Annotated in this window: 11 protein-coding genes; 7 read left to right on the top strand and 4 right to left on the bottom strand. The window is 70.1% G+C overall.

Annotated features, from left to right (window positions below; genetic code table 11):
* Positions 1-32: 32 nt before the first annotated feature.
* Genes V5E28_RS39000 through pdhA form a run of 3 tightly spaced genes read right to left on the bottom strand, consistent with a single transcriptional unit; the run spans position 33 to position 3,538 of the window.
* Entirely contained in the window at positions 33-1,454 is a 1,422-nt protein-coding gene (locus V5E28_RS39000) for a dihydrolipoamide acetyltransferase family protein (RefSeq protein WP_336214668.1), read from the bottom strand.
* A gap of 15 nt (positions 1,455-1,469) precedes the next feature.
* On the bottom strand, positions 1,470-2,450 hold the full coding sequence (locus tag V5E28_RS38995) for an alpha-ketoacid dehydrogenase subunit beta (protein ID WP_336214666.1): 981 nt from the start codon (positions 2,448-2,450) through the stop codon (positions 1,470-1,472).
* Positions 2,447-3,538, bottom strand: a complete 1,092-nt coding sequence (pdhA, locus tag V5E28_RS38990) for a pyruvate dehydrogenase (acetyl-transferring) E1 component subunit alpha (RefSeq protein WP_336214664.1) — start codon at positions 3,536-3,538, stop codon at positions 2,447-2,449. Before pdhA ends, V5E28_RS38995 begins: the two co-directional genes overlap by 4 nt.
* A 224-nt stretch (positions 3,539-3,762) precedes the next feature.
* Between pdhA and purS the strand changes: the two genes are divergently transcribed.
* The 7 genes from purS (at position 3,763) to V5E28_RS38955 (ending at position 12,458) form a co-directional block, all read left to right on the top strand.
* Positions 3,763-4,008: a phosphoribosylformylglycinamidine synthase subunit PurS gene (gene purS / locus V5E28_RS38985; protein ID WP_336214662.1), complete on the top strand. Its 246-nt coding sequence runs from the start codon at positions 3,763-3,765 to the stop codon at positions 4,006-4,008.
* A 233-nt stretch (positions 4,009-4,241) separates the two neighbouring features.
* On the top strand, positions 4,242-4,628 hold the full coding sequence (locus V5E28_RS38980; protein ID WP_336214661.1) for an ATP-binding protein: 387 nt from the start codon (positions 4,242-4,244) through the stop codon (positions 4,626-4,628).
* A gap of 148 nt (positions 4,629-4,776) precedes the next feature.
* Positions 4,777-5,460, top strand: a complete 684-nt coding sequence (gene purQ / locus V5E28_RS38975; RefSeq protein WP_336214659.1) for a phosphoribosylformylglycinamidine synthase subunit PurQ — start codon at positions 4,777-4,779, stop codon at positions 5,458-5,460.
* Positions 5,457-7,709 (top strand): phosphoribosylformylglycinamidine synthase subunit PurL, encoded by a 2,253-nt coding sequence (gene purL, locus V5E28_RS38970; RefSeq protein ID WP_336214657.1) that lies wholly within the window; start codon positions 5,457-5,459, stop codon positions 7,707-7,709. The genes purQ and purL overlap by 4 nt, the downstream gene beginning before the upstream one ends.
* 516 nt (positions 7,710-8,225) lie before the next feature.
* Entirely contained in the window at positions 8,226-10,244 is a 2,019-nt protein-coding gene (locus V5E28_RS38965) for an adenylate/guanylate cyclase domain-containing protein (RefSeq protein ID WP_336214655.1), read from the top strand.
* 34 nt (positions 10,245-10,278) lie between these two features.
* A complete protein-coding gene (locus tag V5E28_RS38960) occupies positions 10,279-10,941 on the top strand; it encodes a Crp/Fnr family transcriptional regulator (RefSeq protein WP_336214653.1) in 663 nt (220 codons plus the stop codon).
* Between the two features lie 68 nt (positions 10,942-11,009).
* On the top strand, positions 11,010-12,458 hold the full coding sequence (locus V5E28_RS38955; RefSeq protein ID WP_336214652.1) for an MFS transporter: 1,449 nt from the start codon (positions 11,010-11,012) through the stop codon (positions 12,456-12,458).
* Here the strand turns inward: V5E28_RS38955 and V5E28_RS38950 are convergent.
* The gene (locus tag V5E28_RS38950; RefSeq protein WP_336214650.1) at positions 12,451-13,200 is read right to left on the bottom strand and encodes a methylenetetrahydrofolate reductase; all 750 of its coding nucleotides are present in this window, start codon (positions 13,198-13,200) and stop codon (positions 12,451-12,453) included. The two genes, V5E28_RS38955 and V5E28_RS38950, sit on opposite strands and share 8 nt — an antisense overlap.
* Positions 13,201-13,203 lie beyond the last annotated feature (3 nt).

Here is a 13,203-nt window from a genome sequence, read left to right as displayed (position 1 = left end):
GGGCCGGCGGGTGACGGCCCTCCCGGCGGGTTTCAGCTCCAGGCGAGGACGCGGAGCGGGTCCTCCAGCATCGCGCCCACGTCACGCAGGAAGAGCGAGCCCAGCTCGCCGTCGACGATGCGGTGGTCGAAGGAGAGCGCCAGCGTCGTCACCTTGCGCACGGCCAGCTCGCCGTCGACCACCCAGGGCATGTCCCTGACCTGGCCGAAGGCGAGGATGGCGGCCTCACCCGGATTCAGGATCGGGGTGCCGGTGTCGACGCCGAACACGCCCACGTTGGTGATCGTGATCGTCCCGCCCGCCATCTCGGCCGGTTGGGTGCGGCCCGCCCTGGCGGTCTCCGCGAGCTGTCCCAGCTGCGTGGCCAGGTCGGGGAGCGAGAGAAGGTGGGCGCTCTTGATGTTGGGCACCACCAGGCCGCGCGGGGTCGCGGCGGCTATGCCCAGGTTCACGTAGTGCTTGACCACGATCTCCTGGGCCGCCTCGTCCCACGCGGAGTTGATCACCGGATGCCGTCTGGCCGCCGTGAGCACGGCCTTGGCCACCAGCAGCAGCGGCGAGACCTTGACCTCGGCGAAGTCGGGCAGCGCGCGCAGCCGCTTGACCGCCTCCATCGTCTCCGTCACGTCCACCTGGAGGAACTCGGTGACGTGCGGGGCCGTGAAGGCGCTGCCGACCATGGCCTGCGCCGTCATCTTGCGGACGCCCTTGACGGGGATGCGCTCTTCGGGCTGCTGTGCGGCCTGGATCGCCTGCGGCGCCTGCTCTGCGCCGGCCGCGGCGTGGACGTCCTCGCGGGTGATGGAGCCCTGCGGCCCCGTCCCGGTGAGGCCGGCGAGGTCGACGCCCAGGTCCTTGGCGAGTTTACGCACCGGCGGCTTGGCCAGGACGGATACGCGGCTCAGGCCGGCAGCGCCGGGCTCCGCCGTGGTCCCCCCCGCCGGCCCGGTACTGGGGAGGGCCGGGGAGCCTGCCACTTCCACGCGCTCGGGGTTGGCGACCGGAGTCGCCGGACCGGCGGAGGACTTGCGGGGGCGGCGTTTGGTCGCGCCGGTCTTGACCCCGTAGCCGACCAGGACGGCCTGGCGTTCCTCCTTGGGTGCCGGGCTGCCGTGGGTTCCGGGCTCGACGGCGCCTTCCGCCGGCGGGTTGGGCACCAGGTCCTCCGCCAGCGCCGGCCGCTCCTCGGCCGCGGCGGGAGCGCCGGTGTCGGGAGCGCCGGTGTCGACGGCGATGATGGGCAGGCCCACGTCGACGGTCTCGCCCTCGCCCGCCAGGAGGCCGGCGACCACGCCGGCCCAGGGGATGGGCAGCTCGACGATGGACTTGGCGGTCTCGATCTCGACGACGATCTGGTTGACCTTCACCTCGTCACCCGGCTGCACGTGCCAGCGGACGATCTCGGCCTCGGTCAGCCCCTCGCCTACGTCGGGGAGCCTGAATTCACGTCTCATGAACGAGTCCCCCTCTCAGAAGGCGAAGGTGCGGTCGACGGCGTCGAGCACCCTGTCGAGGTCCGGCAGGTAGTGCTCCTCCAGCTTGGACGGCGGGTAGGGGGTGGAGAACCCACCCACCCGCAGCACGGGCGACTCCAGGTGGTAAAAGCACTGCTCGGTGATGCGGGCGGCCAGCTCGGCGCCGAAGCCGCTGTTGACGGGGGCCTCGTGCACGACGATCACGCGGCCGGTCCTGCGCGCGGAGTCCATGACCACGGGGGCGTCCAGCGGGTTGAGCGAGCGCAGGTCGACGACCTCCAGCGAGCGGCCGTCCTGCTCGGCCGCGGTGGCGGCCTCCAGGCAGGTCTTGACCATGGGACCGTAGGCGAGCAGCGTCGCGTCGGCGCCGGGCCGGACCACCTTGGCCCTGTCCATGGGGGTCCACCAGCCCGTGTCGGAGGTGTCGACCTCGGCCTTCTCCCAGTAGCGCCGCTTGGGCTCGAAGAAGATGACCGGGTCGTCGCAGTGGATTGCCTGCTGGATCATCGAGTAGGCGTCGGCCGGGTTGGAGCAGGCGATCACCCGCAGCCCCGCGGTGTGGGTGAAGTAGGCCTCCGGCGACTCGCTGTGGTGCTCGACCGCGCCGATGCCGCCGCCGCAGGGGATGCGCACGACGACGGGAAGCTTGATCGCGCCGAGCGAGCGCATCGGCATCTTGGCGAGCTGGGTGATGATCTGGTCCGCGGCGGGGAAGACGAACCCGTCGAACTGGATCTCGCACACCGGCCTGTAGCCGCGCAGCGCCAGCCCGATCGCGGTGCCCACGATGCCGGACTCGGCCAGCGGCGTGTCGATGACACGGTCCTCGCCGAAGTCCTTCTGCAGGCCGTCGGTGACCCGGAAGACGCCGCCGAGCTTGCCGACGTCCTCGCCCATGATGAGGACCTTGGGGTCGTCCTCCATGGCCTTGCGCATGCCCTCGTTGAGGGCCTTGGAAAGGCTCAGCACGGTCATCTCTCGAACCCCTCCAGGTAGGCGGCGTAGTGGGCGCGCTCCTCGTCGATCAGCGCGTGCGGCTCGGTGTACACGTGGTCGAAGATGTCGAGCGGCTCGGGGTCGGGCATCGCCAGGCAGCGGGTGCGCAGATCGGCGCCGAGCCGGTCGGCCTCGGCCTCCACGGAGTCGAAGAACTCCTGGTCGGCATGCTCGTTCTTGAACAGGTAGGCCTTGACGCGCTCGATCGGGTCCTTGAGCTTCCACGCCTCCAGCTCGCTGGCCACGCGGTAGCGGGTGGGGTCGTCGGTGGTGGTGTGGGCGCCCATCCGGTACGTGAACGCCTCGATCAGGGTGGGGCCCTGGCCTTCGCGGGCGTTCTTCAGCGCCTGCCGGGTGACGGCGAGGCAGGCGAAGACGTCGTTGCCGTCGACCCTGATGCCGGGGAAGCCGAAGCCTGAGGCCCTGCGGTAGAGGGGGATGCGGGTCTGCTTCTCCAGCGGCTCGGAGATGGCCCACTGGTTGTTCTGGCAGAAGAACACGATCGGCGCGTTGAAGACGCTGGCCCAGATGAACGACTCGTTCACGTCGCCCTGGGAGGTGGCGCCGTCGCCGAAGTAGGCGATGGTGGCCGCGGTGGCGTCGTCGCGCTGGATGCCCATGGCGTAGCCGACGGCGTGCAGGGTCTGGCTGCCGATCACGATCGTGTAGAGGTGGAAGTTGTGCTCCTTGGGGTCCCAGCCGCCGTGGTTGACGCCGCGGAACAGGCCGAGGAGCTTCACCGGGTCGACGTCGCGGCACCAGGCCACGCCGTGCTCGCGGTAGGTGGGGAAGGCCATGTCGGTGTCGGTCAGAGCCCGGCCGGAGCCGATCTGCGCGGCCTCCTGGCCGAGGAGGGAGGCCCAGATGCCGAGCTCGCCCTGCCGTTGCAGGGCCACGGCCTCCAGGTCGATACGCCTGACGAGAACCAGGTCTCGATAGAGGGACCTGACCTCTTCGGGCGTCAGGTCGATGTCGTAGTCGGGGTGCTCGACCCGCTCTCCCTCGGGGGTGAGCAACTGGACGAGCTCAGGGGGTGCTTCGGCACCACGAGAGGCGTCGGAGGTCACGTGCCACTCCTGTGGTCAGGGCCGGTTTCGATGGGGTCGCCACCTATGTCCGGCCTTCTCAGCGTCGGACCATCTGGTGGTGGTTCGAACGCGCTTGGGGCCATGGTGGCAGACGTCACAGCCCTTCGCGCAAGCCCCATCCTCTCCCCGTTCCCGTTGTACCCGTTGCCACACGCGCCGGTAGGCTGTCCTTTGCCAACCCCGCCTTACCCAGGAGGAACGCAGTGGCGCGCGTCATCGTAGACGTCATGCTGAAGCCCGAGATTCTCGATCCGCAGGGCCAGGCGATAGCCCGTGCGCTGCCACGGCTGGGATTCTCCGGCGTGTCAGCCGTGCGGCAGGGCAAGCGCTTCGAGGTGGAGCTCGACGGCCCGGCCGACGAGGCGGCGCTGGAGGATGTCCGAAAGATGGCCGAAACCCTGCTGGCCAACACCGTGATCGAGGACTTCACCCTCCGCGTCGAGGGCTAGCCTGCGTGGTAGAACGCCACATTTGATACCTGAAATAACCCTGATGGGTTAAAGCGGGATTCTGGCGTGCCACAATGCCACGGGCTACCCAACACTAAATAACAACAGCGTGATTTTGCGGTTAGCCCCGATTTCACGGGGAAACCTACTCCAGGTGACATTCCGGAGCCCGGAGGAGTCCGGTGGACATTGAGTTCTCGTTGGCACTGCCTCGGGATGCTATCGGCATCCCGATGGTCAGGCGAGTGCTTGGCGATGCGATGCGATCGCTGCATGTGAGCGAGTCGTGCATCGCCGACATGCTGCTCGCGGTCTCCGAGGCCTGCTCCAACGCGGTGCGGCACGGCGGTCCCGCCAACCGCTACGAAGTGACGGCGTCGATCGGATACGGCCGCTGCGATGTGCGCGTGGCCGACAACGGGGGTGGTCTGCCGTCGATGCCGCTCCACTTTCCACCTGCCGACACCGAGAACGGCCGCGGCCTGCTGATCATGCGCTCGGTGGTCGACGAGATCTCCTTCGGCATCACCCCCGGCCGTGGCACCACGGTCCACATGCGCAAGCAGCTCGCCTGGGACGACGCGGCCGACGACCGCTCCCGCGAGCTCGCCGCCGTCTGACGCCCCGTTCCTCCGCGCCGAGCACGATCTCGCATGTCAGGGCGCGTCGAAGAACACCTGACGGCACCGGATAACCTTAGGAGTGCCGCCCGCCGTCCGCCCCGAGAGACGGTGGCGTGTGCTCATTTCCTCGGAGGGGACGACAGTCATGAGCGCTGCCCGTGTGGGCGTAGTCACGTTTCCAGGCACTCTCGACGACCAGGACGCCGCCAGGGCCGTGGGACTCGTGGGTGCGCAGGCCGTGCCGTTGTGGCACGGCGACCACGACCTGAAGGGGGTCGACGCCGTCTTCCTGCCCGGCGGGTTCTCCTATGGCGACTACCTGCGGTGCGGAGCCATCTCGCGGTTCGCGCCGCTGATGGAGCAGCTCATCCCGGCCGCCCGCGCGGGGCTGCCGGTGCTCGGCACGTGCAACGGGTTCCAGATCCTGTGCGAGGCGCACCTGCTGCCCGGCGCGCTGACCCGCAACGCCTCCCTGCACTACGTCTGCCGTGACCAGCGGGTCCGGATCGAGTCCACCGACACCGCCTGGACCAGCGCGTTCGCGCCCGGCCAGGAGATCGTGCTGCCGGTCAAGCACGGCGAGGGCCGCTACGTCGCCTCGGCGGAGACCCTGGCGTCGCTGGAGGCCGGTGGGCAGGTGGTCGTGCGCTACGTGGGCGGCAACCCCAACGGCGCGATGAACGACATCGCCGGCATCCGCAACGAGGCGGGCAACGTCGTCGGCCTCATGCCGCACCCCGAGCACGCCGTCGAGGAGCTGGTCGGCGCCCCGAGCACCGACGGCCTCGGCTTCTTCACCTCCATCCTCAAGAAGCTGGTGAACGCATGAGCACCGACTCCGTCAAGAGGGCCGAGGGCACGCCCGACGAGCCGATGCCCTTCGCCGAGCTGGGCATGAAGCAGGAGGAGTACGACCGGGTCCGCGAGATCCTCGGCCGTCGTCCCACCGGCTCCGAGCTGGCCATCTACAGCGTCATGTGGTCCGAGCACTGCTCCTACAAGTCGTCCAAGGTGCACCTCAAGCAGTTCGCCACCAAGGCGCCCCACTCCGAGGCGCTGCTCGTCGGCATGGGCGAGAACGCCGGCGTGGTCGACATCGGCGACGGCTGGGCCGCCACCTTCAAGATCGAGTCGCACAACCACCCGTCGTACGTCGAGCCCCACCAGGGCGCGGCCACCGGCGTCGGCGGCATCGTCCGCGACATCATGTCGATGGGCGCCCGCCCGATCGCGGTCATGGACGCGCTGCGCTTCGGCGGCGCCGACCAGGACGACACGCGGCGGGTGCTGCCCGGCGTGGTGGAGGGCATCAGCCACTACGGCAACTGCCTGGGCCTGCCCAACATCGGCGGCGAGGTCGTCTTCGACCCCTGCTACATCGGCAACCCGCTGGTCAACGCGCTCTGCGTGGGCCTGCTGCGCAAGGACCAGATCAAGCTCGCCACCGCTCCCGGCCCCGGCAACAAGGTCGTGCTGTTCGGCGCCTCCACCGGCCCTGACGGCATCGGCGGCGCCAGCGTGCTGGCCAGCGCCACCTTCGAGGACGAGTCGCAGGCCAAGCGTCCCGCCGTGCAGGTGGGCGACCCGTTCATGGAGAAGCTGCTCATCGAGTGCTGCCTGGAGCTCTACGCGGCCGACGTGGTCGTGGGCATCCAGGACCTGGGCGCGGCGGGTGTGTCGTGCGCGACCACCGAGCTGGCCGCCAAGGGCACCGGCGGCATGCACGTCGACCTCAACCTGGTCCCGCTCCGCGATGCCTCCCTCAGGCCGGAGGAGATCCTGATGAGCGAGTCGCAGGAGCGGATGATGGCCGTGGTCCGGCCCTCCGACATCCCGGCGTTCATGGCGATCTGCGAGCGGTGGGACGTCCCGGCTACCGTGATCGGCGAGGTCACCGACACCGGCAGGCTGGTGATGACCTGGGACGGCGAGACGATCGTGGACATCCCGCCGGGCACGGCCGCCGACGACGGCCCCGTCTACGAGCGGCCCTTCCACGAGCCCGCCGGTCAGGCGGCGCTCAACGCCGACACCCCCGACAGGCTGGCCCGGCCCCTCAACCTGAAGGCGACCCTGCTCAAGCTTCTCGGCTCGCCCAACCTCGCCTCGAAGGAGTGGGTGACCGGTCAGTACGACCGCTACGTGCGCTCCAACACCGTGCTGGCCCAGCCCGCCGACGCGGGGATGCTGCGCATCTCCGAGGTCATGGCCGGAGCCGAGCCGACGACCCGGGGCATCGCGCTGTCCACCGACGGCAACGGCCGCTACGCCAAGCTCGACCCCTACGCCGGGGCCCAGCTCGCGCTGGCCGAGGCCTACCGCAACGTCGCGGTGACGGGCGCCGAGCCGCTGGCGGTCACCAACTGCCTCAACTTCGGCTCTCCCGAGGACCCCGAGGTGATGTGGCAGTTCGCCGAGGCCGTCCGCGGCCTGGCCGACGCCTGCCGAACCCTTGGCGTGCCGGTCACCGGAGGCAACGTCTCGTTCTACAACCAGACCGGCTCGACCCCCATCCACCCGACTCCGGTCGTGGGCGTGCTGGGCGTGATCGACGACGTCGCCAAGCGGGTCCCGACCGGCTTCGCCGCCGAGGGGCTGCGGGTGGCGCTGCTCGGCGAGACGCGCGAGGAGTTCGGCGGCTCGGAGTGGGCGCACGTCGCCCACGGCCACCTCGGCGGCCTGCCGCCGGAGGCGGACCTGGTGGCCGAGCAGGCGCTGGGCACCGTCCTGGTCGAGGCGGCCAGGCGTGGCCTGCTGGAGGGCTCGCACGACCTGTCCGACGGCGGCCTGGCCATCGCACTGGCGGAGTCCTGCCTGGCGCGGGGCGTCGGCGTCACCGTGGCGCTGACCGAGGACCCGTTCATCGGCCTGTTCAGCGAGTCCGCGGCCAGGGCGCTGGTCGCGGTCCGGCCGGAGTCCTTCGACGAGCTCGCCGCGCTCTGCGCCGAGCACGAGGTCCCCTGCTACGGCCTCGGCTCCACCGGCGGCACGTCGCTCGTGGTGGAGAACGTGCTGGACGTGCCGGTCGAGGAGCTGCGCGAGACCCATTCGGCGACGCTTCCGGCGCTGTTCGGCTGATCTGAGACACCCAGGGCCGGCACGGACTCCGTACCGGCCCTTTCTCTTGCCTAGGACTTCTTCAGGCAGACCGCGTAGACGGTGCCGGCGTTTCCATGGCTGCCTCCGTTGCGCCGTCCTTGCCGGGGATGCCCTGCTTGCCCTGGAGGCCAGGCCTGCCCTGCGGACCGGTGCTGCCGCCGCCGATGACCATCCGGACCTCCGTCTTCCGGCACGGGGTCTTCGGGTTGACGATGCGGGCGTACCGGGACTGCTTGTGCACGCACGCGGTCACCTCGTTGACCGCCGAGGAGGCGGTGGCGACGCCACCGACGGTGAGCAGTGAGGCGGCGATCGTTCCAACGGATGACAGGGTTCACATAACGTGTTCATTACGGCGCATAGCGTGACACAAGCGATTGACGCTACTTGACGAGTCAAGAAGATTCATGTGCGTAAAAAGCCGCATTGGCATGCTCACTAGCGGGTGGATAATCAAGGGCGTTCGTAGCGAAGCGCGTTGAGCGGAGAGTGACCTTGTCCACCCCCAGCCCGTACCTCCCTCCCGCCACGCAACCCGTGCGCGGGGTCGTGTGGGCCATCCATCTGGGACTGCCCCTGCTCGGGCTCTGGCTGCTCCTGGCCCAGCCGCACCTGAACATCATGTGGCAGCACAACCCCAGCCACTTCTGGATGATCGTCCTGGTGGCCGGGCTGAACGTGGCGCTCGGCACGATGATCAGCGAGGCGTCCCGCCGGAGGCAGGACGCCAGGCTGTTCCTGGTGTCGATGGTCTTCCTGAGCAGCGCCGGGTTCTTCTTCCTGCACGGGCTCGCCACGCCCAAGGTCATCCTGCCGACCGGCACGCTCGGCTTCGACCTCGGGCAGCAGGTCGGGCTCACGATCGCGGCGGGGTTCGCCTTCGCCTCGGCCTTCCCGCTGGGCGAGAAGGCGGCGCAGGCGGTGCTGCGCTCCCAGCATCTGGTGCGCGGCGTGCTGTTCGGGTTCATGGCCCTGTGGGGGCTCGCCTCACTGATCCCGGGCGTGACGCCGCTCAGCCGGCCGCCGCTGACCTCACCGGTCGACTGGGTGGCGATCCTGTCGCTGCCCGGCCTGGCCCTGTACGTGGCGGCCGGCGTGATGATGTTCCAGCTGCACCGGCGCCGGCCGTCAGCCATGCTGATCAGCCTCCTCACCGCCTACGCGCTGCTGGCCGAATCGATGATCGCCGGGATGTCGCAGCTCAACTGGCATCTGACGTGGTGGGAGTGGCACATCCTGCTGACGTTCGCGTTCGTCTTCGTCGCCTACAGCGCCTACCTGCAGTTCAGGCGGGAGGGGTCGAGCGCGGGGCTGTTCGACTCGGTGGCGCTGTCGGCGACCGTGCGGCGCATCCAGCGCGACTACGACGCGGCCCTGGAGGAGCTGGTCGAGCACGTGCGGAGGGGAGAGCCGCTGGCCGCGACCCGGATGTCGGGCAAGTTCCGGCTGAACGAGGGGCAGGCCGCGGTGCTCGACCGGGCCGGCCGGGCGCTGGCCGAGGAGCGGGAGCTGTCCGAGCGGCTGGCCGCGCTGGTCACGGTGAGCGCCCAGACCCGGATCGGCCTGCCGGAGACCGAGCTGCTCGCGACCGCGCTCGAAAGCGTCCGCCAGGCGTACGGTGACGTGCGGATCGGCCTGGTCGCCGACGGGCGGGCGCAGATCGGCTCGCGCGAGTATCAGTTCACCGGGACGACCCCCATCAGGCGCGACAATCTGGTCGCCTACCCGCTGACCGTCAAGAACCATCTGGCGGGGGTTCTGGAGGTGCCGCTCGGGCGCACCGGGCAGGACGAGGCCCTCGCCGCGACGCTGGCGGGGCAGCTGTCCATCTCCCTGGAGAACGCGCGCCTCTACCAGGAGCTCGACACGCTCTTCCGGCAGTACATGTCGCCCGACGTGGCCCAGGCACTGCTCGCCGATCCCACGCAGGCGGCGCTGGGCGGCCAGATGAAGGAGCTGACCGCGCTCTTCGCCGACCTCAAGGGCTTCACCACGTTCTCCGAGCGGGTGACGCCCGGCGAGATCGTGGAGATGCTCAACCGCTACCACACGGCCGCGGTGCCCTGCATCCTCGACAACGGCGGCACGATCGTGCAGTTCGTCGGCGACGCGCTGCTCGCCCTCTTCAACGCCCCCGCCACGCAGAACGACCACGCCGGTGCGGCGTGCCGGGCGGCGCTGGCGATGCAGCAGGCGGCCTCCGAGGTGGCCGAGGAAGCCGCCTGGAATCGGGCGAACGACGTCGAGTGGCCGACGTTCCGGGTCGGGGTCAACACCGGTCCGGCTCTGGTGGGCAACATCGGCAGCCCCAGGCTGCGCGGCTTCAACGCCATGGGCGACTGCGTCAACGTGGCCGCCAGGTTGCAGACCCTGGCCGAGCCCGGCACGGTGGTGATCGGCGCGACCACGCACAAGCAGCTCGGAGCCGGCGCGACGGTGCGGCCGCTGGGCAAGCTGAACCTGAAGGGCAAGGAAGAGGCCGTGGAGGCGTACGTTCTGACGGCAATGACATAGAAAGGTCGCGCGCCGTACGGACATAATCAGGCACATGAAGCCAGATCCCGGCGAGTTCCTCTCCATGCTCACCCCCGAAGACGTCGAGGCCCTGCGGGCCGCTGGACGGCCTCGGCGGTGGGATCGCGGGACCACAGTGATGTCCGAGGGCGACACCTCGGAGTGGGCGCTCGTGCTGATGGAGGGCCGGGTGAAGGTCTCCTCCCACACGAGCAGCGGCACCGAGGTGGTGCTCGCCGTTCGCGGCCCCGGCGCGCTGCTCGGCGAGATGTCCGCCATCGACGGCTCGCCGCGATCGGCCACCGTGACCACGCTCGAACCCATCGTGGGCGTCGTCATCCGCGACTTTACCGGTTTCCTGCAGGAGCACGGGCGGATCGCCGTCCTGCTCATGCAGCTCGTCACCGAGCGGCTGCGTGACTCCGACAGGAAGCGCATCGAGTTCGGCGCGTTCGACACCACGGGACGGGTGGCGACGCGGCTGATCGAGCTGGCCGAGCGCTACGGCGAGAAGACGAACGGCGGGGTGCGCGTGGCGCTGCCGCTGTCACAGGACGAGCTGGCCGGCTGGACCGGTTCCTCGCGGGAGGCGGTCAGCAAGGCGCTGCGCACGTTGCGCGACCGCGGGCTGATCGAGACCGGCAGGCGGCGCGTGGTGGTCCACGACATGGATGGCCTGCGCAGACGCGCGCGCTGAATGCGTTTCTAGAATAGAACTCGGCCCCGACGCGGACCGTACGTACGTCGTACGTCATAGTGGAGGGCATGGTCGCGATCACCCCCGATTACGCCGGCCGCATGCGCTATGCCTGGCGCGTGTGCTCGGTCACCAGCCTGGGACTCGTCCTCATCGGCATCGCGGGCAGCACCCTCAACGTGGCACTCCCCACGGTCGTGCGGCACTTCCACGCCACGCCGTTTCAGTCAGGGTGGATCTTGCTGGCGTTCCTCCTGGTCAACACCGCGAGCCTGGTGTTCTTCGGACGGGTGGCCGACCTGCTGGGCAGGCGGGAGGTCTATCTCGCCGGGTTCGCGCTGTTCACCGTGGCCTCCCTGCTCGCCGGGCTGTCGCCGGACGTGTGGTTCCTGGTCGCGATGCGGGTGCTGCAGGCGATCGGCGCGGCGATGATCCTGGCCAACGGCACGGTGATCATCACTGAGGCCTTCCCGCCCGACCGGCTCAGCCAGGGCATGGGCGTCTACATGGGCACCCTGTCGGTGGCCCAGCTCGCCGGCCCCACCCTGGGCGGCCTGATCGCCGCGACCGCCGGCTGGCAGTGGATCTTCTGGGTGAACGTGCCCGCCGGGGTGATCGCGATCGTCTGGGGCGCCGTCACGCTGCGCAAGGTGCCGAAGGGGCCGAAACGGCCGGTGGACGCGATGGGCAACGCGCTGGTGTTCGCCGCGCTGTCGGCCATCATCCTGGCCCTGTCCGAAGCCGGCTCCGCCGGGCCGACCAGCCCCGTCGCCCTGATCGGCGCGGGCCTGTTCGTGGTGCTGCTGCCGCTGGTCGTGCTGGTGGAGCGGCGGGCCACCCACCCGGTGCTGGACCTGCGGCTGTTCGGCGGCCGGATGCTGGCCTGCGCGAACCTGGCGTCCTTCTGCAACGCGATCGCCCGCGCGGCGCTCATCCTGGTGGTGGCGCTCTACTTCCAGGCGGCCAGGGGCGTGGACCCGTTCACCGCCGGGCTGAGCGTGCTGCCGGTGCCGGTCGGCATGGCGCTGGCCTCGCCCGTCGTGGGCCTGCTCGGCCGCAGGGTCTCGCCGTACCTGCTGTCCATCGGCGGCGCGCTGATGAGCGCCGCCGGGCTCGGCACGCTCCTGCTCACCGCCGATCCCGCCACCCCTTACTGGATCATCGGCATCGGCCTGTTCGTCTGCGGCTGCGGCAGTGGCACGTTCCTCACCGGCAACACCACGCAGGTCATGGGCGCCCTGCCGAGCGGGAGCCTCGGGGTGGTCAACGGCTTCCGGCTCATGGTGATGAACGTCGGCGTCGTGCTCAGCGTCGGACTGTCGCTCAGCGTGCTGGGCAGCGCGGTGAGCCCGGAGGTGCGGGCCCAGGTGTACGCGGGCACCCTGTCGGCGCTCTCACCGGTGGCGGTGGGCCAGCTCATGCAGGGCTTCGAGCGGACGTACACGGTCCTGTTCGCCGTCGCCCTGGCCGGCGCCCTCCTCGCCGCCCTGGCCCGCTCCCCGCGCCGGCCTAGGTGAGCGCGGCGGCCAGGCGGGGTTCGACGTCGCGGTAGCGGGAGACCGGGATGAGGTGGACGCCGTCGAAGGCCCCCGAGTCGCGGATCGCCAGGACCTGCTCGCACGCGGCCGCCACGCCCGCCATGCGGTCGGCGGCGACGCGGGCGATCAGGTCCTCGGGGATGTCGATGGCGGGGATGGTGGCGGCCATGGTGCGGGCGTGCCGCTCGCTGGCCAGGACCATGACGCCGGCATAGACGGGGACGTCCACAGGGTTGGCCTCGCGCCAGCGCAGCAGAGCCTCCAGCGAGAAGCTGACCTGGGCGAACAGGAAGTCCGCCGTGCGCTTCCAGGCGGGCAGCGGGCGCAGGCCGGCGGCGGCGCCGACGCGGAGGTCGGGCGAGAACTCCCTGGCCTCCTCGATCATCGAGCGCACGGTCAGGTCGCTGGTGCGGTTGCCGCTGGTGGGCTTGTCACCGTAGACGAACAGGAACTGGTCGACCCCGTAGGCCGCGGCCGTCAGCAGGTCGCGGCGGAAGCCGAGCAGGTTGCGGTCGCGGGAGTTGAGGCAGGCGATGCTCCGCCCGCCCATCGCCTCGACCTCGTGCGCCACGGCCACGCTCGACACGGTGGCGCGGCCGATGTGGTTGTCGGGGACGAGGAACGAGTGCGCGATCTTGCTGAGCGTGCCTATCTGATGCCGTACGTGCTTCAGATCGGGCTTGGTCGGTGGCTCGATCTCGCAAACCAGCTCGAAGGTCATGGC

Source organism: Nonomuraea sp. LPB2021202275-12-8, assembly GCF_037044575.1.
Taxonomy (GTDB): Bacteria; Actinomycetota; Actinomycetes; order Streptosporangiales; family Streptosporangiaceae; genus Nonomuraea.
The sequence above is the reverse complement of the archived record's forward strand: the minus strand, read 5'-3'. Positions and strand labels throughout refer to the sequence as shown.